Below are 25,141 nucleotides of genomic sequence, written 5' to 3' on the forward strand. Positions count from 1 at the left end.
GCCCCTAGGCCTATAGCGCGATTATAGAATAACAGGCCTTTATGTCAATTTGTTTCAAAATACACACAATAGTTGAGTGGATAGCCAATATTGATCCTGTCGCTTTTAGGTTGTGGTTTTTCAAGATACACTGGTATGCTCTTTCCTACATTGCTGGTATATCGTTCGTTTATTGGTACCTTGGTAAGGTGGGAAAGTACCTGCCTTCGCATAAGGAGCTATTGGAATCCCTTCTATCATGGGCAGTTTTGGGAGCCATCATAGGTGGAAGAGCTGTATATGTTTTGGTATACAACCCAGACTTTTACTTTCAATTTCCTCTTGAGATTATCAAAATCTGGCATGGCGGTATGTCCTTTCACGGAGGGTTTATAGGTTCAATCACTTGTACATTTGCTGTATGCAAGAAACGAAAAATAGCTTTTGCCCCGCTTTTAGACTTATGTGCGTGTTCTATACCACTGGGGCTTTTTTTAGGTAGATTGACTAACCTAATTAATGGTGAACTTTATGGTAGAGTCACTAACTCTTGCATAGGGATAGTATTTCCACGAAGTGGCGATATGCTCCCTAGGCATCCTTCGCAACTATATGAAGCCCTCTTTGAAGGACTGATACCCCTAATACTTTTTAATGCACTGCTACGTCTTACACACATAAAACAATATCCAGGTATGATCGCATGTGCTTTTTGTGTCTGGTATGGTACAGCAAGATGCGTAATTGAGTTTTTTAGGGAGCCAGATATTCAAATTGGATCCGTAGCATTTGGATGGGTAACTATGGGCATGCTTTTATCAGTACCCATGATATTGATCCCGTTGATAGTATTTATCGTACTCGTGTACAAAAACGTAAAATATAAAACTGCATAGGGATATGCTCATTATTGCAAACCAGATACTGTTTTTTTGGGTATAAAGAACACTAAATCCTTAGAGAGTTAGTAGAACCATCGCCGCTCACAGCATTTTATGCATTTATATCCTTTCTAGTACCTATTAAATAACTATACTAATACTAGTATGTGGTGTATAGTACACGCATCTCGGTTTTGCGTCTTTATCGTCATGAAATTGCAGAAGCCTAACTCTTATATTGAGGACACAGAAAAAGTTCGCTACACGCCTCAGCTGCAACAAAGTATATTTCTCAGTAAGTACAATAGTGCCAGGCGTCCTGATACCTACGTAAACGAAATATGTGCAGTGACGTGGTGCGCAATGCTAGGAGACACTGAAAATTTTGCGACAAAATTGAACTGAGAATCTGCTACAACTGTTCTCTTTGAGCTATGATATCTGAAATTCTGCAGTCCGTACACATGGAACCTAGGTGTTAGGTGTTGTAAAAGAGGCTTGCCAGGCAGAGGTCTTACATACGACGCAAGTTAAGTAAGCTTCTTACTTGTCATAACTGCCCTTCCACGCAAAGGTGACTTAAACGAATAATTCATTCTAGAGGGAACGCTGTTAGCCTTTGTTCTAGGTGTGGTCAGTTTGTATCATATATAAATGCTGTGGGGCCAAATCATAAGATCTTAACCCGTACTTTTGATAGAAATAATCCATGCGCACTTTCATCTGTACTACCCCGTCTTTATAGCGAAGCACATGTATTTGCCATTCTATTTCTGGGAGTTAGAGAATGATAAACTCCTTTGATCTGGTCTCCATGGAGGAAGGGTGCTTATCTGTGCCTAATCAGAGAGAGTTGGTTGTCCGTCCAGAGAGAGTCGTGATGCAGTACACTGACTTACACGGCAAGCGCAAGATCTTAAAGGCGCAGGGGTTACTTTCTAGATGCCTACAGCACGAGATCGACCACTTGAACGGTACCGTATTTATCAAGCACATCTCAAAGCTAAAACGCGATCTGGTGATGCAAAAAATGAGAAAGGCTGCTTCACTCAGGAAGAACTAATCATAACGCAACACGAATTTCTTTGAAGATCCTTAGTACAAATTACAATAATGGTGCTCTTTATGTAAGGCTAGTGATCTAATGTGGGTATAAACATACATTATTGCATTTTTGCCTGTAGCGGTTTTATAGTGCATGGGGTACAATCGTACGCTCAGAGGAGTGACAGTCTCATCAGGAAACGCTCTTACCAACCTGTTTTCGAGGGTACTTCTCCTGAGCCGAGGTGGTATCTTACAATCCGCACAGCCTGAGACCAAATAGCTGGTTTAATTGAAAATTTTTCTGCACATTTACTTTATACTACTGCAGCGGCTTCGACCAGGTAATGAGTTTCTTAATTACTGTGACTGCTTAGCATAGTGATTCGCACTAAAAAAACTAAAAAGTGGCACTTCGTTAATGTCGTTTAGTCAATCTTGTTCCTTTTTACCACTCTCAGTGCTAATTTTTCACCTCTGGTTCTAGATACCATCACTGGAACGGATGCCCAGTGGTAAGTGGTAGTAGTAATACCACCTTTCATACTTGGGGTAGATTCGCAGTTGTATGAGCCTTTAGTTATGCAGAGCTAGTGTGACGTACAGTGAATGCTTTTATGTTATAAGCATGATTTACATATACATAGATTTCCCACAGCTCGTCATTGAACTTAAATAATAAGCCTTTTCGCTATTACGGTACTATGTATTAGTCTCAATCACAGCTATTTCGTACTTGTCATTTGCTAAATATACTTGGGTAGTTTTGCTAAAAACACGACTGCATACTATCTGACCCATGTCTTGATTTGTGTTGTATGAGTCTTTAGTTATGTCAGAGCAGGTGTGATATACAGTAATGCTTTGTAGTAGTAGCATTATTTACTACATACATAGATTTCCCAAAGTTCATAGTTGAACTGAAATAATAAGCCTTTTCACTTCTACTGTATTGCGTATTAGTCTCAACCACAGCTATTTTTGTGCTTGCACTGGGCTAAACAATACCTGGAGCAGTTTTGCTAAAAATACAATGGCATACCACCTGATCCATGTCCGGATTTGTGTGTGCTGTATGAGTCTTTAGTTATGTCAGAACAGGTGTGATATACAGTAATGCTTTGTAGTAGTAGCATTATTTACTACATACATAGATTTCCCAAAGTTCATAGTTGAACTGAAATAATAAGCCTTTTCACTTCTACTGTATTGCGTATTAGTCTCAACCACAGCTATTTTTGTGCTTGCACTGGGCTAAACAATACCTGGGCAGTTTTGCTAAAAACACAATGGCATACTATCTGATCCATGTCCGGATTTGTGTGTGCTGTATGAGTCTTTAGTTATGCAGAGCTAGTGTGACGTACAGTGGCTGCGTTTATGGTAGAAGATTGGCGGGTATGACTTATGCGGGGCAGTTTTCAAAACACACTTGTATGTTTCGATTCTTAAGATACGTATACACGAGAGTTTTCTAGAAGCTAGCCGTACGCCCACATAACAGTACAAGCAATGCAGAATACATCTTTCCTCACTTACGCAGCAGCACTACAAAGTATCCCAGTTTACAGTCCTGTAGACGTCCTAATACCACTTCGGGAAACCCGCACCACTAACGCATCAACTCATACATTAAAATAGGGATAAAAGTACTCTCTCAACACCACCCAGAAAAAGCAAGAGAGACCACAAAATATAAAACCGGTGAGATACTGCACGACTATGTGAACGCTTATATCACATACACTTTAACCACGTATGCACCCCGAAAGAGCCGATACCAGAAAAGAAATCAAAAAATGCTGCAAGAGGTGTAAGCGCTAACCCCCTAAAGCAGCATCAACTCTCACACAAAACCCGAACTCTATGCGTTACTGCTCGTTTTGCAAGCGAGCGAGATCATAAGCCTTTAGCTTACCCGAGAGCGCACTAATCTTACGCGCCGCCGTATTTCTGTGAAATACACCCTTATTGACGCATTTGTGGATGTTAGACTCAGCCTTACGGAACGCAGCTATAGCATCTTCTATAGGAGAATTAGCCTCCAAAGCTGCCACAAACGCCTTTACGGAGTTACGAACCCTACTCTTGCGTACACGATTAGAAAGTGTGCGCTTCCCGATAACCCGTACCATCTTCTTTGCGCTAGCGTGATTTGGCATCCCGTCTCAATCCTCGTCTTACTACTACCACGGCACTCTACAGGAAATTCGTCAGAAATGCAAGTCAGTTTCTCCCCCTTGGACAAAAGACGGGAAAAGAAAGACCCCTGTTTATACCCTATATTCTACTCATTTCTCAACTGTCTACCGCCCTCTATCATACGGTTTTTCAACGTCTCCATGAACTCCTCTTTCCCCAAATCAGGCTCGATTGGAGAAAGAATTTTGATTGTGACTGTACCACGCTTCTTTTTAAATGATACAATGCCGGCTGGCCAATATTTTCCAGTATTCATTACCACAGGTACGACAGGTACCCGTAGCTTTTGATATACCATTGCTATTCCGACATGATAATCTTTACTACCGTTCTCACCGTACCGCACTCTAGTGCCCTCTGGGAAGATTAAAATGGTTCTTCCATTCTTAGAACATGCATCACACTCCCTGACCATTTTTCGTAACGCAGCAACTTTCTGATTTCGGTCTATAAATACCATCTTCAACAGGTTTAGATAGAGCCCTATAAATGGTATGAAACGCACCTCTTGCTTTAACACGTAAGAAACGTTGGGAAACTCTACAAACAATATGATAGTTTCAAGCGGAGATTGGTGTTCTGAAGCTACTATGTAGGGTTGTGACGGCATATTGTCCTTACCAACCACTTCATAAGTAATACCATCAAGCACTTTGCATAAAAATAATATCCCCTTACACCACTTAGTAGCCAAGACGATCCTTAACGAAACCGGAATAAAAAGAAGTACGGGAGCTGTTATTATGAAATAAAGAATTGTAAACAACGTAGAAAGAACATAGAATGACAAGGCTTTGCCCTCGCAGTACATTGTGATGTACAAGGGTACCAGCGCTCTTGATAATGTAAAGCTTTATCGGTTTGAGGAAAAAGGGTGTGTCCGTAAGACCTTTGGTTGTTTTGCCTGATAGCCGGTTGTTTCTGTGCTCTGAAGAGGTACGGGAGACTGACTTCTGTGAGAAGTTCAATTCATTAGTTGAAGACATGTTTGACACCATGTATGCCGAGCAGGGTATAGGTTTAGCCGCAGTTCAGGTAGGTGTCCATAAACGCATTTTTGTAATTGACTTGGGTCTTAAAACCGAGGAATCTAGCGAAACCGCTGATGACCCTGATGGTTATCATTCTACCTGTGGCCCTATGGTTGTTATCAACCCCGAAATTGTAGAAAAATCTGTTGATCTGGTCTCCATGGAGGAAGGGTGCTTATCTGTGCCTGATCAGAGAGAGTTGGTTGTCCGTCCAGAGCGAATCGTGATGCAGTACACTGACTTACACGGCAAGCGCAAGATCTTAAAGGCGCAGGGGTTACTTTCTAGATGCCTACAGCACGAGATCGACCACTTGAACGGTACCGTATTTCTCAAGCATATCTCAAAGCTAAAACGCGATCTGGTGATGCAAAAAATGAGAAAAGCTGCCTCGCTTAGGAAGAACTAGTAAATTTGAAATCATAACGCAGCACGAATTTCTCTGAAGATCTTTAGCGCAAATTACAGAGTATGTGATCTAATGTGGGTATAAACATACATTATTGCATTTTTGCCTGTAGCGGTTTTATAGTGCATGGGGTACAATCGTACGCTCAGAGGAGTGACAGTCTCATCAGGAAACGCTCTTACCAACCTGTTTTCTGGGGTATACCTCTACTGAGCCGAGGTGGTATCTTACAATCCGTGTACGGCTATGACAGACGAACATAATAAACCCAATGTCGAAGATATTAAAATGTTCGCGGAGGTCTTGAGGTTTTATCATGATAGCGGGGTAACACATACGCTAAACGATGACCTGCACCCAGATGATACTTTAAGTCCTGCAAATTTTGAAAAATCTCCCGTCGTACCTGACCGCGCAAAAACCCGTGAGTCTCAAGAGATCGTCCTGAATAAAACAAGTAACAAGAAGAGCTCTTCCAATGCCAATATGCTTCAATGGGTGGAAGAAGCAAGAAAGGCAGCTGCTAACTGTGTAGATTTGGCTGAGCTGAGAGCTGCTGTATGTGCATTTGAAGGATGTGAGATAAAAAAAGCAGCTGTGAACACCGTTTTCTCCGATGGTAACCCAAAATCTAAGATTATGTTGATAGGAGAAGCCCCTGGAAGTACGGAAGATAGAGAAGGTATACCATTTTGTGGAGCCAGTGGACAATTGCTTGATAAAATGTTTGCAGCCATTAATCTAAATCGCTCATCAAACATCTATATAAGTAATACTGTGTTCTGGCGCCCACCAGGCAATCGCAAACCCACAGATTTTGAGCTAGAAGTGTGTAGACCATTTGTGGAGAAACACATATCGTTAGTGGATCCAGATGTAGTCGTAATGGTAGGTAGCACAGCGTGTTATTCACTGCTGCAAACGCCTGACAATATTTCACGACTCAGAGGAAAGTTCTATGAATATACAAATAGCTTCCTCTCCCGTTCCATAACTGCAATGGTCATATTTCACCCGGCATATCTCCTGAGACAGCCTCAGCAAAAACGGCTTGCCTGGGAAGATTTGAAGATGTTGCGCGCCTATATCGAAACACACAAAATTCAGGTGAATACCTAGAGTACTTGTAGGGCGTTTCTTGTTGTTAAATATGCACTTACAAATTTAAGCAACAAGTTGTACCTTATAATACGCTACTGTTAAGGAGTTTATTGCTATCTATGCGTAGAAATAAGACGAATACACATGCTTTGTTGCTAAAGACAGGGGACGGTCAAATGAAGGCATGGTCTCGTTAGCAACACGTTAAAATCTGATGATCGTTAATTACGCGCTGACCGACTTTATGACAGCTTGTACTTATCTGAAGCGTTTTAATGCACCGTGCAATACCCATGAAGTTTGCTTCCCTACACAAGAAACTCACTTAAGATGCTCATATAGCTAATCTGATAACATGTTAAATCGTGTTGAAAGGCAAAACGCTGGATTTGAGTTAAGTAACCATAGCCATCTATAAAGCACACTATCTGTAGCAGTCCTTGAAACAGGAAACTCAAGAGTTGTACCCCTCATGCTTTACGCGCGTGTAGGAAAACAAGTTTCGATAACCTATAGCACGAGAGCGTTGGACGGTTACTACTCCAGCGCCCTGATCACATATTTGTAGTGGGTTGCGATACAATATCACTCATGGAATCACTCTTCTAACTTAAGTGGGGTAGCACCGCAACAGTATTGTAGTTGATAAGATATTCCTGGAGTTACTCTCTATAATTTCGATCTTTAGCAAACCGCAGTTGCTACAGGATTTTTATTTGCGGGACATTATACCTGCAAGTGGTCACGCGCACCTGTAACAACAAAAGCCTCTTCCATTTCCTGAATACTGCCTATAAAAACAGGAAATAATACGTTATGCAAATACGTATTTTGGTTGCAGTACATCATCTGCATATCTCCATGACGGTAACTATGATAATTTGAAAAATCATCATAGAATAAGCTCGTAGTATCTATATAATCTCCCATAGCATGTCCTCCATAGTTGCTTGATATAACATACTTGAGACCTCCTGCCTGACGCAATTTTGGCAACTTCACTGCGGTATTTCAAGGTGCCCATGTACACTCGGAGTCACAATAGCTATTGGTAAAATACTTGATGCATATTCATGCTTCGTGATTTCCCTCCTCTTTTCCGCTTTCGCTTGATGCGATTTCCATCACCATAGGACTGACACTCTGCAAGCAATGATCATTTTCATCTTTTGTACGCGAAGATTGTCCGTCGTTTGACGATATATCATTATCTTTCTTCTTATGGTTTATGTTTTCAAAAAATGCACAAATTTCTCTCAAAATTTTCATAAGTAAATCTCCAATCAATTTTCCAACATTGTCAAAACTCTCCGCATATAGCTAATGTTCCGACATTTAATAAATAAGTGTCGGAATAGAAAAACTCTATTAGGATGTAGAAGCATTATTAAAATGCTCTTCCCTAAGCATGAAACAATATATTAGTATTATATGCTAATATATTAATATTTAAGAACTAAAAAACTTGATGGATTTTAAAAATGCAAATCAGCATATTACATCACTGAAGACACAAAATCGCCATAGGATGCACTTACCCATTCCGTCATAATATTTTCTCTAGTAAGCAAAGGCACTTTCTTCACTCTTTCTACTACAACACTTATAAATTTTACCTTACCTACAAACCGCAATGACTAAGAAATTGCTCTAATATCCGCAATTTCATAATTATAAATAATTTAATAGCAATAATGATATGTTATATCCTATTCTTAATAATACATAGTCTTTCACTTGGTTATGATCGTGGCACTCAATCAAAAATAAATGCCGGTAAGATTTTACATATCTATCAAAGGACAATCATCCGGTTCATAACATACATATATGCGGTATTTTGTGAAAATGCGCTTACGTTACCGGCAAACTAATCTAATTATTAGGTAGCCCCCAGAGTGAATGTTATTCATAAAGGACTAGTAACTTTTAGAAGAAGGATAGAAACTGCCAGCAATGCCTGCTCCAACGTCTATATTTCTATGTGAAAGTTCCCATAATGGCCAATCGCACACGCCTTGTTCAGTATGTATAAAAAATAGTGAGATGACCATTTTGCATGGTCAATCTTAATCAACATACAGAGCAGTACATGTATACACGAAGAACGCATCATCAGTGCTACCGTATCCTCGTGGGGAAGCATAAGAGCATAAACTATATACTATGAGGTATTTGCAGCACCACAAATGGAAAAGGCTAAATAAGATAGCGGGGAGCCTAACTCTCTGTATGGCTATGTTAGACAAATGGAAAGGCAATTCAGTAGCATATATATAATACTCCAGCTCAAGATTCTAAAAAGGGAATGACAGAAATGACATACAAACACTGTGTTATTACTGTATCGTTCTAGGTACTTGTATACATAATGGTGTAAGCCGCCATAAAAGGGTTATGAAACTCTCCTATGGGATTTGATCATGCTGCTACAGCATCTCCTTACTCTGTCTACAATGGAGCTTAAGAGCCTTAAAATCTATTCGTGCACTTAATGCTACGTTTTGTGCTGAGAAAGTTTGTTTATCTGATTACGTATTTCCAGAGCTTTTTCGAATTCAAGATTCTCTGCATGCAGTAGCATTTCTTTTTGCAACTTTATTATGTCCTCTTCCGTAACTGCTGCACTCTTAGACTTACTGCCCTTTGTACCTTTTACGGTAATCCTATCCTTCAAACTTGTCGCAACAGATTTACTGATACTTTTTGGAGTTATACCGTGTGCTTTATTATAGGATTCTTGTACTGCTCTTCTACGATTTGTCTCATCTATAGCTGCTTTCATAGATTTAGTTACTCTATCTGCATATAGAATAACTCGCCCATTCATATTTCTAGCTGCACGGCCTATAGTTTGCACTAATGAGGTTTCGGAACGCAAAAATCCTTCTTTATCAGCATCTAAAATACATACCAACGCGCACTCCGGGATGTCTAACCCCTCACGCAAAAGGTTTACTCCTATAAGAACATCTATTTCTCCTGTGCGCAGTTGAGCAATTATGTCCATTCTCTCAAGGGTTTTAACATCAGAATGCAGATATGCAACCTTAATACCAATTTCCCGCATGTGCTCAGACAAATTTTCGGCCATCTTCTTGGTCAAAGCAGTCACAAGCACTCTATATCCTTCGGAGATTGTGGCTTGGCTTTCGTTTACAACATCTGCTATCTGTCCTGAAGCCTTTTTTACTATACAAATTGGATCAACCAACCCAGTGGGCCTTATTAACTGTTCAACTACAACACCGGAAGTTCTTTCTGTCTCGTATTTTCCAGGCGTTGCAGAAACGTACACTAATGTTGTCTTCCTACTTTCCCACTCTTCAAAAGTGAGAGGACGATTATCTAGAGCAGACGGCAACCTAAACCCATGCGTTATCAGGTTTGCCTTTCTCACCCTATCGCCATTGTACATAGATCGTATTTGTGGGATTGTGATGTGACTTTCGTCAATGAACATCAACGAATCCACTGGTAGATAGTCTAAGAGTGTATTAGGGGGTTCGCCAGCAGCCTTACCACATAGATACCGGGAGTAGTTCTCTATGCCCTTGCAGGTGCCTGTTTCCTTCATCATTTCAATGTCAAATTTTGTGCGCTCTAATATTCTCTCTGCCTCTATTATCTTGTTATTCTTGCGATAGTTGATAACGCATTCTTGCAGTTCCTCTTCTATTCTTGACAAAGCCTGCATAAGTGTGGGACGAGGAGTGACATAGTGGCTATTGGGAAAAACTTTTACTTTCTCAAGATTGGCAACTGCTATTCCGAGATTGTTATCTACTTCCTGTATTGATTCTATAACATCCCCAAACATTGAAATACGCCATACATGGTCTTCGTGGTGTGATGGAAAAATGGTAACAATATCTCCCTTGACGCTAAAAGTTCCCCGCTCGCACTGTGAGCCACTTTTGTATTGCAGTTCCACCAATTTCTCTTTCAACTGACACAGGTCTATCTGCATACCTACAGACAATGGGATTGTCATCTCTGAGTACAGTTCTGGGGAGCCTAAACCGTATATGCACGACACACTAGCTACAACTATAACATCTCTTCTTTCCAGTATTGACCTGGTTGCAGAATGCCGAAGCATATCTATTTTCTCGTTTATAAGGGCGTCTTTTTCGATATACACATCACTGTGCGGAATGTACGCCTCTGGCTGGTAGTAGTCATAGTAAGATACAAAATATTCAACTGCGTTATTAGGGAAAAATATGCGCATTTCTTCATAAAGCTGCGCTGCAAGCGTTTTATTATGAGCAACTATTAGTGCGGGACATTGTCTTTTTTCTATGACAGAAGCCATAGTGAACGTTTTTCCAGAACCCGTTACTCCTAGCAATACCTGCTCCCGAACACCTCGCTCAATACCCTCAGACAACTTACGAATTGCTTCTGGCTGATCGCCTGCTGCATCAAACTCAGAAGTAATTTTAAAATGTCGCATCAAATCACTATCCCGATTGTCCTGGATCGAATACAATGTACCTTATATTGTATAGTAGTGACATATGCAATTAGTAGGTAAGGCTGTAGCCACATTCTTGTTGTGTGCCCTCTCTATATACTTTGTGTTGCCCAATTTTGTGGACTCAAAGTTTTTTGTGTCTCAAAAGAAAGCCAATCTTGGATTAGATTTGCGGGGAGGCACGTATTTACTATTAGAAGTTGATTTTCAAGAATACCTCAAGGAGAGGTTGTATGGCTTGAGCGATGAGCTTCAGGATTTTCTGCAGAGAGAAAAAATACCGTATGATAAGCTGTACGTGAAAAATCGAACAGTAGTTTTGCATCTTGGCGATCCTGCAGATCTTGCTCGCGTGAAGGCATTTAACAAAAACGTGGACTTTACTGGCACATCACCGCACCTCCTGATTTCCTTCACAGAATCATATACAAAATCCTTGCTCAAAGGGGTTATCGACGACTCTACAAATAACATACTACGCAGGCTGGATAAGTCTGGAACGAAAGAAATCACGATAAAGAGCCAGGGTGAGAATAAAATATCACTACAGGTTCCAGGAGTGCACAATGTTGATAATATAAAGTCACTTATAGGTAAAACAGCTAAACTTACCTTTCACCTGCTAGAAGATGTTAAAAACCTAGCTGATATTAATCCTTTGACCACACGTCTGTTGTACGATGCATCAGGGAATGCTTTTCCTGTTATGAAGCGTGTGGAAATTAGTGGCGATTCCCTGGTGGATGCAAGCGCCGGGCTCAACAGCGTAGGAAGAGCAGTTGTGTATTTTAAGTTTGATAGTGCTGCCACTAAAAAATTCGCCGACATTACCAAGCAACATGCAGGCAAACCATTTGCTGCTGTTTTGGATAATGTTGTCCTCACTGCCCCTGTGATACGGGAACCCATTCTCGGGGGAAATGGAGAGATCACTGGTAGATTTGACTTGGAAACGGCTAAAGAGTTAGCCATTTTACTAAAGTCGGGAGCGCTTCCAGCCCCGTTGAACATTATTGAAGAAAGAGTTGTGGGTCCGAGTTTAGGAGCAAGATCTATAGAGAAAGGTCGGCTAGCGACAATATCGTCTATAGCTGTCGTTTCTATTTTCGTTATTATGTCTTACGGAGTACTAGGTCTTTTTGCTGTTATAGGTCTAGTTTTCAATATAGTGTTCGTCCTGCTGGCTATGACGTTTCTAGGCGCTACTCTAACCTTGCCTGGTATTGCAGGAATTACTCTAACGGTGGGTATGTCCATTGATGCTAATGTTCTCATTTTTGAGAGAATTAGGGAAGAAATGCGTGCTTCTGGTAAGCTCAGGTTAGCTGTGGAGCGTGGCTTTAAGAATGCCATGTCGACTATTTTTGACTCTAACATGACGACACTGATAGTGGCGGTTATCATGCTGGTATCTGGGAGTACTTCAGTTCAGGGGTTTGCTGCGACCTTAGGCATTGGTATACTATGCTCTATGCTTTCGGCAGTAGTCTTAACTAAGGTTTTGATAGACGTTGGTGTGCGTATGGGCTTGGTAAGCAATTTAGGGTTAAGAATGAACAGTGGTTTTTAGAGGTTGCCATTGATGAGTAGTGCTGAAGAAAAGGGAGAAAAAATATTATCGTGTAACGGGAATAATAGTGATGATAATTTCTTCGGGCATCCCAAAGTATACCTCAAGGTTGCTCCTGATGAAGAACGTCCCTGTCCGTACTGTGGAAAAATACTAAAGTAAAACCTGCTAATGTGCTTCACATTACATCTTTTATAGATGAAAGATAATCATGTGATATACGCCAGTGTAAGTAATATCACAGTGTAGAGGTGTGTATTTAGCTAAGGCTTCTCTAACGCGGGTGTGCTGCGTTACATTCACATATGGCGAACGCCATAACTTCACCGAAAAAAAGTTGTGTAGTCACTTTTAAATGTGAAAGTATAGTACATGGCTTTGCTCAGAGGAGCTGCTCCCATACAGTACAAAAGGGAATGTTTTATTATCCACCTTAAATTGGCACTTAATCTTTTAAATATAACCGTAGCTAGAGATTAGATATGCATCTATATGTGACATCTAAGTTCAACATCAAATCCCTTTTAAAAACCTGTATCCGCATTGTGCGAGGCAGTGTTACATGAGACTTATGAATTCTGACCATCGCGTACAGTCGTCTGTCCGGAGAGGTTAAGCTAATCGTGATGCAGTACGCCGAATAGTGCATGTCTTTCTAGATCACTGCCGGAGGTAGCGTTTACGTATTAAAGATGAGGGAGTGAATAATATTACTGGTCTATAGCTGCTTGATTATGTGATGCACAAAGCAGAATCCTGGGAAAATAACAATTCACGGCGCTAGAAATGAGTGTACGCTTAGTGCTATGGCATGCAGGATATGCTGCTATGCGCAGGACTGCTCTCTCAACAGAGTATAAAAAGTGTATGAACTCATCTAACGTAATCTAGACTGGCGTTTATCTCCATCATGATAAGTGCATAATATAACCGGACTATAGCCAGATATATCACAAACAGTAACTTCCGTTCCAGTACATGGTGTTGGCTCACATAAAAATTATGCTTATAGATGGGGCAGTGCGGTATAGGGCTGCTAAGAGGAACTACCCTCTCTCGATAAAGTATGGAAAGTTTATGGACGCATCTACCATAATCTAGACTAGCGTTTATCTCTATTATGATAAGGACATGATACAACTGGACTATAGCCTAATATATCACAAACAGTAACTTCCGTTCTAGTACATGGTTTTTACTCACATAAAAATTATGCTTATAGATGGGGCAGTGCGGTATAGGGCTGCCAAGGGGAACTGCTCTCTCGATAAAGTATGGAAAGTTTATGGACGCATCTACCATAATCTAGACTGGCGTTTATCTTCTAAATACGGTGTGGACGGGTATATAAACTGTATTACTCAATACTCTTGTCTAGGGCTCATGCTTGCGTACTTAACAGGCAAGCTTTGACGCAAAGCTAAGAACAGCACCGTTTATTAGAAAGTAACAGTCTTATTTATAAAAGATAACGTAGTCTACTTTGTTAGCACCATAAGCACTATTACAAACAAATTCTTTTAGCGCAGCAGTCAGTGAGCCATGTATAGTAACACACTAACTGCTATCTTCGGTGATCCACGCTCCATCACACCAAAAAACTTTGAAAACTTTTCAGAAAGATACACGTGCGCCCAATTCTAACCCAACGTACTGTAATCCAAACCCCACACTCGTTTTCTCTCTAACGCTGTTGGTTGGGCTGATATCGTCAACCAACCGCTTTAGTGGCACATTATAGTACTCCGACCCTAAAACTTTCTGATATGAAGTACCTATATATGCCACAGCATTTGAGAGGAAACGGTAATTTAAACCAAGTTTGAGCTTGTATGAAAGTTGTAAATTGGCGTGCCCTTTTGTAATACCTATAACGCTTCCACCTATTCCGGCGCATGTGTAAGGTGAAATGTTGAGTTTAACCAACTCCATGCTAGGAAAGTCATAACACAAATTCAACGTAGCAGTGGTATTCCTTATGGCCATAATCTCTATCACTTCAGCACCCTCAACCGTCAAAGCAAGAGCTTTTGTGAAAAGAACGCTTTGCACAATCATCAGATCCAGTAAATTAAAAAAATTATCGCTCCTATTTCTGGGAAAAGCCCCAACAACTTTCTTAGTTTTATTAACTCTCTTGAGTTCTTCTTCCTGCATTACCGAAAGTCTTCTCAGTTGATCATATCCTAGTTCTGCCACCATGTATTTTTCTATAGCGATAACATTTTCACGCGAAAGACTTCCGATTAAATCAATACGATCATAGCCCCTCTGTAAAGACACCATCGCTTTGTGTTTTCCTAATACAAAGGGCATAGCACCACCTTTGCGGCCCTTATGTAACCCAGATTTTAGAATTTCGGATCTTTCGTGTGTAAGATCAATTTCTAACCGTACAGCAGAGAATAAATATCCAGCACTCCCCCGAAAGTAGTGTTACCTCTCTGAAATCTTATCTCCGAAGCAACCTCTGGACCCCAATAGAAATTTGCAGAGTGCAATTCCTCTCTGTGCACTCGCTCATGAAAGGGAAACAGCCAACGCGTCTCTCCGCCATCATCGATTTTAAAATTATGTACCTGGCTCACGGATAGTCCATATCCCAAGCCCACAAAAAAGCCTGACTTGTCATTATCTGCATGTGCAGATGTTACCGCTGTACCAAGTAGTACAAATATAACAACTATTCCCATGCCCAAAGGCCTAATCATAAACTCCCCTCATTCCCGTAAAGATCGATAACACAATAGAAATATCTATCGCATGACCGAAAAATTGGCTTGAGAGTCGTGCATTATACTTAAAAAAATATTTAAACTACGGAAAAATCAAAATTATATTATGATGCAATAGAGAACATTGCAGGATCTACGCCACAAAACGCAATTCCCACAAAACAGCTAACCCAAGCTTAGAGCTTAATACACAAAAATATAGGCAACTATGTGGCCAACCGCCGCCCATAAGATGTCATACCACATCATACGCAAGACAATCTACTGGCTTTTTTCCTCAAAGCCATATTGTCCCCACCTTGAAGTGACTTTATCTATAATCTCCTTACTCATCTCAATTTTTACGCCCCACTCCCTCTTAGTTTCCGGATAAATCTTATTGGTAGCATCAAAACCCACTTTACTACCAAGACCCGTTTCCGAAGACGCAAAATCCAAATAGTCGATAGGAGCATCCTCAATGTACATCATGTCTCTCGAAGGATCCATTCTAGTGGAGATAGCCCATATTACATCCTTCCAATCTCGTACACATATATCATCGTCTACAACTATCACAAATTTCACGTACATAAACTGACGAAGGAATGACAATACACCCATGACAATCCTACGGGCATGCCCCGGATAAGCCTTCTTTATAGATACTATAGCAACACGATAAGAACACCCCTCAGGAGGTAACCAGAAATCCACAATCTCAGGATATTGAGAAATCATCATGGGAATTATAATCTCGTTAAGCGCTTCGCCTAACACAGAACATTCATCCGGCGGGCGGCCAGTGAACGTACTATGGTACATTGGTGAATTCCTCATAGTGATAGCCTTTATCACAAATTTCGGAAACTTTTCCACAGAATTATAGTACCCGGTATGATCGCCATACGGCCCCTCATCCAGTAACTCACTTGCACTAACGTACCCCTCCAGAACTATCTCTGCATTAGCAGGAACACGCAGCGGAACAGTAATACAATTCACCAATTCTGTCGGTCTCTTACGCAATATCCCCGCAAATTGATACTCGGATAAAGTTTCTGGAACTGGCGTCACAGCGGCTATAGTTGTAGCAGGATCAGCCCCCAACACTACCGCAACAGGAAAATCTCCCTTACCTTCTTTTTTCCATCTGAAATACTGCTGCGCTCCTCCTCTATGTCGCAACCACCTCATTATGGCGGTATTTTCGCTTACAACCTGCAGACGATATATACCCAAGTTGAAGTTATCCTCTCGTGTATTAGTAGGACCATGCGTTACAACTATCGGCCACGTTATTAAAGGAGCAACATCTCCAGGCCAACAAGTCTGTATCGGAAACTTACGTAAATCTACATCATCCCCTGTTAACACCACCTCCTGACATTTTGCTTTCTTGACTACAGTAGTTCTGGCAGAAACCACATTCCTGAGTATTGGGAACATACCCAGCAAGTCACGAAAGCTCTCAGGAGGAGTTGGCATCCTAAGAAAAGCTAGTAGCCTTCCAACATCACGTAATCCACATGACTCTATCCCCAAACCATAGGAAATCCTCTCTATAGTACCAAACAGATTAGCTACTACAGGTATACCAGAAGAGCCGTACTCATTAACTACATTCTCAAACACAACAGCAGGACCAGCCGATCTTATCAGCCTGCTATGTATTTCAGTTATTTCTAGAACAGGGGAAACCTCCTCCCCAACGCGTACTAGCTCCCCCTTCTTCTCAAGAAAATCTAAAAAGCCCCTAAGATCCCGAAACGACATATACTACAGTTCACCAGCAGAGCAACACGCAAAGCTAACACAAAAGCCACAGCACCACTAGAATCCTGTCCTCGATTACCAAAACTACCTACTCAACAAAGAGACTGGATAAATTCTAACACCCAACTCAAAACCAAGGTACGCCACATCTGTACGCAACACAGGATCTACAGGAACAACACTCTTCTTAGAAGTAACACGTTGTCCCTTTATTAAAACATCACGCTCCCTAGGAGCAGGAACCTTACCACTACCACCTAGATCATGATAATAGATGCCACAAAACCCCTCGAGGCCCCTACCTAACTTAAAACTAGCACCACCCTTTATTTGGTACGCAAAGCTATATACCTCAGCCCTAAATGTACGCAAACGCTCGATACCAAACCCTGCACATACATAAGGCCTCACTACAGTCCATTCAACGTCTTTACACATGCTCGCAACACTACCCACAAGCGACATCCCATCGTTACGCAGCACCAAGACATCACTATCCCCTGCATCCTTGTTTACCGCTATACGTGCCAACGAGTATCTAAACCTGTCCCCGTGCTGCTCACTAAAGAAACCTCTAGATATATCAAATTTCTCACGGAGAAACTCAAATTCTAGCCTCACACCATTGCCTGAGTAACCCGCAACAAAGGCATGACCCAGCATATTCTCATTGTAACTATTCGAACTAGCCACCAACGATAAATCATCAAACTTCCTGATATTGGCAGATAAATTACTATTCGCCACTTCCGAAGAAGAAAACCTCTCAAGAGGAGCAACTCTAACCGACGCCCCAAACGCCCCCTGCAACGTGACATCATCTAGAAGAGGTGAAGCAGGCTTATAAACACCTCCAAAGTACAAAGATCCCACTCCAGAAACAACATGCAACCCAGAAAAAGCTGCAAGTGGAAAGCACAAAAACAACGATGCCAAAAGAGTACCCACAAACCTCACGAGAGCCCCCAACGCTAAAGAAACCTTCAAGTACGCATTCTAGCGTGTATGCACTACAAGTCAAGCACTTAACTAAGCACTATTTGTGTATCATATTAGCGCACGGGCTCATGTTTTGAGAATATTGTTACCTTCACTACCTTAATTCTTTGTTTTTGAAACAACACAACCATGCATAGCACTCTAAAAAGAGTATCTGAGGCTCATTTCTACTCCAAGATATGCAATATCCATTTTAGCATGGGCTGAAGTAGGCGCAGGTCTCATCTCCCTTGCTGTTGCGGCCGGTATAAATAGTTTGAGTCCACTAAACTCATTAGCATGTAATCGATGATAATATCCTCCTACCGATAACAGAATATCTCGTGTAACCAGAAATCCTGCGCCTATTCTACCGTAATACCCGTGGGTTAGCTTCCGTGTTTCCAATAAATCAACAGCATTTCCACTCACACCAAAGCATAAGTACGAAATTACAATATCGCTTAGTGACTTAATGTCATAACATAGACTTAACGCCACAGAAGTCACAGCTACGCTCTTATTTTTTACCACGACGTAGTTATTATTTGAAATAGTTCTCTCGCGCACCAACGCGATGTAAAATGCATCGTCTTTATGAACGGAACCCTTGCCTGCCTTAATTTTGAACTCACTGTTCATTCCCTCTACTTCTATTCTGAAGTTATTTATTGCGTAACCAATGCTTCCAGAAAAACCAAAATAATCATTACTGTAAAATTCCTCTTTATAATACGCATCGAATGATTTATGTTTTCCGGTGTTCACTAGTACATTGCCCTTCATACTCTTTCTGAGAACTGTACCAACGTTAGGTACATGAGAATTGCTTTCCTCAACCTCTAAGCTACCAAAATTTGGAACACTAATCTTGTATGTTCCTGCAAAATATAGGCGATTTTTGGACTTAAAATTATCAGTAGATTCATGAGAAAATGCCTGGAATGGTACACATAAAATCGTACAAAAAATTACCAATGCCGAAACGCTCTTCCGTCCTACTATCCTCTCTACTAGCTTCATAAATTTACCACCTCAAATTAGCCTGCATCGTATATGAAGCTACGTATAGATTGGTATCTACCGTGCCCCCTAATCTGCAGGACAGCGTTTTTAAGGAATAAACATTAATTAATAACTAATGGAAAGGAAGTAATATATTCCAGAAATATCATGAAAATGACGTAAATATTGCTTTAATGCATAAAATAACAATGTATTTTATCTTTTATCATTATAGCATCTGATCATATCATTTGTAGCATTATGAAATTAGGGATAATCCCCCTTGGTTCAGCAATGCGAATGAAGGTTTGTAATTCTTTGTATAAAATACAAATAAAAATTCTACCACCACGAGCGTGTAGATCTACAACTTCTTCCCCGTAAAACTCCCAGGTTTTGGAAAGTATAAAACCGCAGCCTAATCTATTTACCTACCCCAACCATCGGCAGGAGCTTACAATATTTACATAGATTCCCGTGTACTACTATGAGGCTATGATACCCAACAATCTTGAGCCTTCTATGGGAAACCTTGGCTAAGATATTCTGATACCGGAGTTATCCTGTGTTGTTGACATGGCAAATAAATTATGAACATATGCGCCATGTAGAATGGCCTTCTTTATGCAAGGTGCGTACTTTGTGTTCATGAGTTGCCTTATTATCTAGACTACCATAAGCGCCTGGCACTGCATCTGGTACTTAAAGAAGACTATGTGAAAAAACTCTTAAACTGTACGCTCTGATATGCTTGATGCGCCTGAAATTCCCAAAGTTCCTCAAATACCAAGAATACCTGAAATACCGAGAATACCTGAAATTCCTGGGATACCCGAAATTTCTGAAATACCTGAAATGCCCGAGATGCCTAGAATTCCTGAAGCTCCCAAGATGCCGAAATTCCCGAGATCCCTGATAATGCCATCATTTGGTACTTTATGTTATAGTAGAAGGGTCAATGATGTTTGCACCTTTTACACTCTTAATAGTATTGAGATAGGCATCTTCTTGCATTACTGGTGCTGTGGTGCAGAACTATTTATCCACAACAAACTTTACATGTTTTGCACATTAAATTCTAACTAGGTTCTATGATATGCACTGCATGTCATGGATAAGGCATGGTTTGTTCTCTATAGAAAAAGCTAGCTCGTAATTTGTTATTTTCCGCATATCAGCTAGTAGATTTCACGGAGGAAGTATCCACAGTATGGTCACCTGTGGGAATAGAGTCCGCATGGTTTCTGCCATTTATGAACACGGTGACATTATTACTATTGGGGTGTACCATAACTTGGTCACATCACTATCTTATTATAGATGACATAAAGTCTTCGCTTGCTTTTACTATTGGTCTAATTTTCTCAACATTCCAACTTATGGAGTATTTACATGCTGACTTTGCTTTTAGCGAAGTGGGTTTGAAGGCTGTTTATTCTTCTCAAAAATCTCGATAATGTGCTCAATATCACTAGTATTACCGCGACCATAGCGCATAACTTATCGTTACCATTAAAAATAGGTTAATCTGTGAGTCACAACCACTGCTTGTATGTACGTGGTAATAGCAAAGCATTTTTTTTTGCCAATACCATGACAGCGTTTTGCATGCTGAGGCTTCTACAACAGGAGACATTGCTTTCTGGAGTGTGTACAAGATCTTGTAGTGGGTGCTTTTTGGTGCGTGCGGGGCTGAGGCGTATTACCTAGTGTACAGGTAATATCTCTTGTTGCTGTGAGGGAATTGCAGGCCTTAGAAGATGGGGGTATGTGAAGTGGTTCAGGTTGGGTAAGCCATAACCACGGGAAATGTACCCTGTGATGGGTTGAAGACGCGGGTTGGGCTGTTTATTGGGGTTTGATTTATGAAGGCTCTAAGTTATGGCAAGCTGTTTTGGCGAGTATGTGTGATCTTGTCGTTAGCTATGCTCATGACAGGTAATAGTGCATATGCCGAACAGGATTCTAAAATTAGTTCTCACTCTAATAGCAAAAGGGATGGTTATTTCTACGTGGGGTTAGATTACAGCCCTACATTTGTGAATATAAAAAATTTTAGTATAGGAGAAAGTAGCGGGGGAACTAAAGGTATATACCCATACCTGAGGGACGGAGATGTAGTCAAGCTGGAAGCTGGCAGATTTGATTGGAATAGACCTGATCCTTGGATTGGTTTTGATGACAACATGTTTGTTACCATGGGCGGAAGCGCTGGGTATGGCATGGGGAACACCAGAATAGAAGTAGAGATTGGTTACGAGCGCTTCAAGACTAAGGGTACTAAAGGTAGTAGAGATACAGAGGATTACGCTGATACAGTGTATTTATTAGCTAAAGATTTAGCATATAATGTCGCCTCAGGAAAGGCTAGCAATCTCGCGGTAGCCCTCGCCGGGGTTTCTGGAAAGGAAATAGTTGGTTTTGCTGACTCTCTAAAGGAAAAGCATCCTGGAATTGATAGGCAAATTTGTAAGGGAGTGAAAGGCGCTTTGCGCAGAGGGCTGCTACAAGGCGACGAAAAAGCAGGAAATTGTGATACTGGGGTGGGAACTCATACGGTAGTGATAAAAAAAACAGAAGGCGCACAACAACAGCAAAGAATATCACTACAGCCATATAGCGGGCCTTTAGGCCTTAGAGCTTCTTTAGGTGGTAGAGGCGTTGAGAAATGGCCGCGCATTAACAATCGTCATCCTGGTCATGTGTACTCAAGTTCCTTCCTAAAAAAAGCAGGGATTGTACAAAAGGACAGCAGCGGATATAGCTATCAACGAGATGCTTCAGGTACAGTTGCTAATGACATAAAAGAACTTTACAGCGAAGCTAGAGAGATAGTTGCTAAACTATTTCTGACAGCTATTGAAGGTGCAGAAGTTATAGAAATAAAAGGCATTTCTTCGACTTCCTTCATTGTTAATGTGTGCTCAGATATCGTTGCTGACGACTTTGTAGCAGTTCCATATGCTTGCTTGGGTTTAGGAGGCAACATAATTGAATTTGTAGAGGGGCGTAGTGACCTTAGACCCGCATACAAGCTGAAAGTGGGCCTAAGTTATCAGCTTTCACAGAAAGTTAATGCATTTGCTGATGTATTCTACCATAGAGTTTTAGGTAACGGGGAGTACTCGGATTTACCAGTAAGACACTTGGTTGATGATCACAGCCCCGAGGGAAGATCAAAAAACGCAGCCACTGCTAATTTTAGCATGAAATATACTGGCGCAGAACTTGGCATACAACTAAGGTTTTAATTTGCATCAGAACCCTTATATAAAGCGATTATACTAGAAAGATTCCTCTATTTCCTCGGAAGGCGCGCGTCCATCAGAACCAAAAACGTCGCTGCTACGCATGCTTTCCAATAATTTCGCCCTAATCAACCCTTCTAACTTATGAGAAAGATCAGCATTGTTCTTGAGATAACTTCTAGCTGTCTCCCGGCCTTGTCCAAGCTTGATACCTTCATGTGAATAATAAGAGCCAGCTTTTTCTATAAAGCCAAATCTTACACCCATATCCAGAATCTCCCCAACTTTGGAGATACCTTCACTATACATGATATCAAACTCAGCTTGCTTGAAAGGAGGCGCAACCTTATTCTTGACTACTTTTACGCGCGCCAAGTGTCCAGTAACATTTTCTTTTTCCTTCAGTGCACTAACCTTGCGAATATCAAGACGTATAGAGGTGTAAAACTTCAGCGCACTACCACCAGTAGTGACCTCAGGATTACCGTACACAACCCCTATTTTCATGCGAATTTGGTTAATAAACACGAGCAAGCAGTTGGCTTTAGAAACTATAGAAGTCAATTTCCGAAGCGCGTGACTCAATAGACGAGCCTGCAAACCCATGTGCTGATCTCCCATATCCCCTTCAATTTCAGCACGAGGAGTTAAAGCAGCAACAGAATCCACAACAATAACGTCCACCGCACCCGAGTTCACAAGATGCTCAACAATGTGCAACGCCTGTTCTCCGGTGTCAGGCTGAGATACGATCAAATCTCCTACAGATACCCCTAGCTTTCTCGCGTATAACGTATCCAAAGCATGTTCGGCATCAATAAAGGCGCAAGCTCCACCGTTTTTCTGAGCCTCAGCAATAACATGAAGAGCTAAGGTAGTCTTACCCGAGCTTTCAGGGCCAAAAATCTCAATGATACGGCCCCTAGGAAGCCCCCCAACACCTAGAGCTGCATCTAGAGCAATAGACCCAGTAGAAACACACTCAACAGCTTCTACAGGGCTATTCTGCAGCCTCATAATAGATCCACGCCCAAAAGCGCGTTCAATCTGACCAATAGCAGCATCAACAGCCCGCTGCTTATCAGAGGGGGAGTCCTTCATTTCAACCATGGGGTATCACAAGAATTTTAACTGCTCAACAATAGACATTGAAGCCAAAAGTGTCAAGATTTGTACAAATGGGAGCGATGCGATTTGCACTATAAAAACACGCCAAATCCCCATCAAGCACTGATAGAAACCTTCTAACCTGAGCAGCAAGAAAATAAATAATAGGAACGGTCACGGAGTAATAATTAATGGTAGCAGAACCAGAAGAAGTCAGGAAGAGGGTGAAGTACCGCAGGAAGTAGAATTAAAGTAGAAAAGGGGAGCCCTTAGCCCCCCTCTTTAGATAAGCAAGCTTAAAAAGCGAACCTAACACCAAATTCCCCACCGACATAAGCCATGGAGAAGTTAGCAATAGCAGTATCCTTAGTACGACCCGCCGGACTAGTATCATCTACAAGACGTTGAGCCGGCAGATCATCATAAACGCCATCTCCCACAACACGATGGTAGAATCCACCCGCAAAAGCGGAGATTTCAGGAGAGAGCTGATAACTCAACCCAGCCTTTAATCTATAAGCAAGCTTAGGAGTGATATGGCCATCAACCACGCCCACGAAGTTACCACCGAGCCCGACGCAAGCATAAGGAACAACACCTAAACCTTCACTAAGAAGATCATAACAAGCATTGACCATCACAGAAGTAGAAGAAACCGCCCTAATCTCAACCACTTCCCCACCTTCAATAGTTTTAGCTAGTAACCCAGCTACTATGGTTTTTTCGTCACGATTAAGGTTTACTAGGTCTTTGGCTACGGCGTTGGCGTTGCCATTCGGTGTACCATCCTTTGTATTGGTGCTATGTATGCGTCCCGTGGGCCAGTTCTTATTCTCCAGCTCTACATCCTTAACGAACTTACTAAAGGATTTCCCACTCTGCCCACTACTGGCTAGATTGCTGCACTGTGCCGTCTTTGTGTTTTCATCCGGCTCTGCCTTGTATTCCGTTACGCTTCCTCCCGTGGAGCCCGCGGCATGAGTCCCACTACAAACCTTCCCATCGATCTTAGAATGAGCAATTCCAAGAGCATTGGCAAACTGAACGATATCTTTCCCAGAGGTCTTGGCAAGAGCAGCGGCAAGGTTATCAGTCTGCCCAGTAACAACATCATAAGCTAACTCCTTAGCTAGTAGATATACTGTATCAGCTTCATCTTCCTTACTACCACTATCTCTAATACCCTTGGTCTTGAAGCGCTCGTAACCAATCTCAAGCTCAACCCTGGCACCACCAATACCATAACCAACACTGCCTTCCATAGCTACAAGCATGTTGTCCTTAAACCCAATCCGAGGATCAGGAGTGTTCCAGTCAAACTTGTTAGACTCTAGCTTTACACTCTTTCCATCCTTTAAGTATGGATATACTGCCTTAGTCTCTCCGTTACTCTCCCTTATACTAAAATCTCTTATCTTGCTAAACGCTGGACTGTAATCCAAACCAATATAGAAATATCCCGCACCACCAGTATCCAAAGCGCTAACGTCATCATGAGCCCTGACATCATTTCCAGCCATGACTATAGCCAACGACATCATTACGCTTCCTAATAATAGCTTACTTCTAGATCTCATATACTAACTCCCTAATAGAAGCGGGGTAAGTTTGACTTA

At 41.4% G+C, this 25,141-nt stretch carries 21 protein-coding genes; 9 read left to right on the top strand and 12 right to left on the bottom strand.

Features of this window, described 5'->3' with window-relative positions:
• The first annotated feature begins 41 nt into the window (after window positions 1-41).
• Together lgt and APHWEB_RS02240 are read left to right on the top strand one after the other, a co-directional pair.
• On the top strand, window positions 42-875 hold the full coding sequence (lgt, locus tag APHWEB_RS02230) for a prolipoprotein diacylglyceryl transferase (RefSeq protein WP_011451381.1): 834 nt from the start codon (window positions 42-44) through the stop codon (window positions 873-875).
• A 772-nt stretch (window positions 876-1,647) separates the two neighbouring features.
• Window positions 1,648-1,923, top strand: a complete 276-nt coding sequence (locus APHWEB_RS02240; RefSeq protein ID WP_020849512.1) for a peptide deformylase — start codon at window positions 1,648-1,650, stop codon at window positions 1,921-1,923.
• 1,852 nt (window positions 1,924-3,775) lie between these two features.
• Here the strand turns inward: APHWEB_RS02240 and rpsT are convergent.
• Both rpsT and APHWEB_RS02250 read right to left on the bottom strand, forming a co-directional pair.
• Window positions 3,776-4,066 (bottom strand): 30S ribosomal protein S20, encoded by a 291-nt coding sequence (gene rpsT, locus APHWEB_RS02245; RefSeq protein WP_011451379.1) that lies wholly within the window; start codon window positions 4,064-4,066, stop codon window positions 3,776-3,778.
• Between the two features lie 125 nt (window positions 4,067-4,191).
• Window positions 4,192-4,896, bottom strand: a complete 705-nt coding sequence (locus APHWEB_RS02250) for a lysophospholipid acyltransferase family protein (RefSeq protein ID WP_162009663.1) — start codon at window positions 4,894-4,896, stop codon at window positions 4,192-4,194.
• 86 nt (window positions 4,897-4,982) lie between these two features.
• On the opposite strand from APHWEB_RS02250, the gene def reads away from it, so the two are divergent.
• Together def and APHWEB_RS02260 are read left to right on the top strand one after the other, a co-directional pair.
• Window positions 4,983-5,546: a peptide deformylase gene (gene def, locus APHWEB_RS02255; protein WP_020849511.1), complete on the top strand. Its 564-nt coding sequence runs from the start codon at window positions 4,983-4,985 to the stop codon at window positions 5,544-5,546.
• Between the two features lie 246 nt (window positions 5,547-5,792).
• Window positions 5,793-6,665 (top strand): uracil-DNA glycosylase, encoded by an 873-nt coding sequence (locus APHWEB_RS02260; protein ID WP_011451376.1) that lies wholly within the window; start codon window positions 5,793-5,795, stop codon window positions 6,663-6,665.
• A gap of 708 nt (window positions 6,666-7,373) precedes the next feature.
• On the opposite strand, the gene APHWEB_RS02265 is transcribed toward APHWEB_RS02260, so the two are convergent.
• The 3 genes from APHWEB_RS02265 to uvrB form a co-directional block, all read right to left on the bottom strand.
• Window positions 7,374-7,649: a hypothetical protein gene (locus APHWEB_RS02265; RefSeq protein WP_011451375.1), complete on the bottom strand. Its 276-nt coding sequence runs from the start codon at window positions 7,647-7,649 to the stop codon at window positions 7,374-7,376.
• A gap of 69 nt (window positions 7,650-7,718) precedes the next feature.
• Window positions 7,719-7,916, bottom strand: coding sequence for a hypothetical protein (locus APHWEB_RS02270; protein WP_020849183.1), 198 nt, complete (start codon window positions 7,914-7,916; stop codon window positions 7,719-7,721).
• 1,228 nt (window positions 7,917-9,144) lie between these two features.
• Complete coding sequence (uvrB, locus tag APHWEB_RS02275) at window positions 9,145-11,106, bottom strand: excinuclease ABC subunit UvrB (RefSeq protein ID WP_020849510.1); 1,962 nt, start codon at window positions 11,104-11,106, stop codon at window positions 9,145-9,147.
• A gap of 64 nt (window positions 11,107-11,170) precedes the next feature.
• Here uvrB and secD point away from each other — a divergent pair, with 64 nt between their 5' ends.
• Together secD and APHWEB_RS05955 are read left to right on the top strand one after the other, a co-directional pair.
• Window positions 11,171-12,697 (top strand): protein translocase subunit SecD, encoded by a 1,527-nt coding sequence (gene secD / locus APHWEB_RS02280; protein ID WP_011451371.1) that lies wholly within the window; start codon window positions 11,171-11,173, stop codon window positions 12,695-12,697.
• 12 nt (window positions 12,698-12,709) lie between these two features.
• Window positions 12,710-12,859, top strand: a complete 150-nt coding sequence (locus tag APHWEB_RS05955; RefSeq protein ID WP_020849182.1) for a zinc-finger domain-containing protein — start codon at window positions 12,710-12,712, stop codon at window positions 12,857-12,859.
• A gap of 1,452 nt (window positions 12,860-14,311) precedes the next feature.
• On the opposite strand, the gene APHWEB_RS02285 is transcribed toward APHWEB_RS05955, so the two are convergent.
• From APHWEB_RS02285 to APHWEB_RS02305, 5 genes are all read right to left on the bottom strand, one after another.
• Complete coding sequence (locus APHWEB_RS02285) at window positions 14,312-15,082, bottom strand: P44/Msp2 family outer membrane protein (protein WP_080943510.1); 771 nt, start codon at window positions 15,080-15,082, stop codon at window positions 14,312-14,314.
• Between the two features lie 2 nt (window positions 15,083-15,084).
• Entirely contained in the window at window positions 15,085-15,408 is a 324-nt protein-coding gene (locus APHWEB_RS02290) for a hypothetical protein (RefSeq protein WP_045895534.1), read from the bottom strand.
• Between the two features lie 285 nt (window positions 15,409-15,693).
• Entirely contained in the window at window positions 15,694-17,187 is a 1,494-nt protein-coding gene (locus tag APHWEB_RS02295) for a UbiD family decarboxylase (protein ID WP_011451365.1), read from the bottom strand.
• Between the two features lie 84 nt (window positions 17,188-17,271).
• Window positions 17,272-18,174 carry a P44/Msp2 family outer membrane protein gene (locus APHWEB_RS02300; RefSeq protein WP_020849180.1) on the bottom strand — a complete coding sequence of 301 codons (903 nt, stop codon included), beginning with the start codon at window positions 18,172-18,174 and terminating at the stop codon, window positions 17,272-17,274.
• Between the two features lie 153 nt (window positions 18,175-18,327).
• On the bottom strand, window positions 18,328-19,188 hold the full coding sequence (locus tag APHWEB_RS02305; RefSeq protein WP_011451363.1) for a P44/Msp2 family outer membrane protein: 861 nt from the start codon (window positions 19,186-19,188) through the stop codon (window positions 18,328-18,330).
• 729 nt (window positions 19,189-19,917) lie between these two features.
• Between APHWEB_RS02305 and APHWEB_RS02310 the strand changes: the two genes are divergently transcribed.
• From APHWEB_RS02310 to APHWEB_RS02315, 3 genes are all read left to right on the top strand, one after another.
• Complete coding sequence (locus tag APHWEB_RS02310) at window positions 19,918-20,256, top strand: hypothetical protein (protein WP_020849492.1); 339 nt, start codon at window positions 19,918-19,920, stop codon at window positions 20,254-20,256.
• A gap of 71 nt (window positions 20,257-20,327) precedes the next feature.
• A complete protein-coding gene (locus APHWEB_RS05960) occupies window positions 20,328-20,627 on the top strand; it encodes a cytochrome c oxidase subunit 3 (protein ID WP_011451316.1) in 300 nt (99 codons plus the stop codon).
• Window positions 20,628-21,035: 408 nt separating this feature from the next.
• Window positions 21,036-22,421, top strand: coding sequence for a P44/Msp2 family outer membrane protein (locus APHWEB_RS02315; RefSeq protein ID WP_020849508.1), 1,386 nt, complete (start codon window positions 21,036-21,038; stop codon window positions 22,419-22,421).
• Window positions 22,422-22,454: 33 nt separating this feature from the next.
• Here the strand turns inward: APHWEB_RS02315 and recA are convergent, their stop codons facing one another.
• Both recA and APHWEB_RS02325 read right to left on the bottom strand, forming a co-directional pair.
• The gene (gene recA / locus APHWEB_RS02320; RefSeq protein ID WP_020849178.1) at window positions 22,455-23,528 is read right to left on the bottom strand and encodes a recombinase RecA; all 1,074 of its coding nucleotides are present in this window, start codon (window positions 23,526-23,528) and stop codon (window positions 22,455-22,457) included.
• Between the two features lie 293 nt (window positions 23,529-23,821).
• Window positions 23,822-25,102, bottom strand: coding sequence for a P44/Msp2 family outer membrane protein (locus APHWEB_RS02325; RefSeq protein ID WP_045895536.1), 1,281 nt, complete (start codon window positions 25,100-25,102; stop codon window positions 23,822-23,824).
• Window positions 25,103-25,141: the final 39 nt, after the last annotated feature.

The organism is Anaplasma phagocytophilum str. Webster (genome assembly GCF_000964685.1).
Taxonomy (GTDB): Bacteria; Pseudomonadota; Alphaproteobacteria; order Rickettsiales; family Anaplasmataceae; genus Anaplasma; species Anaplasma phagocytophilum.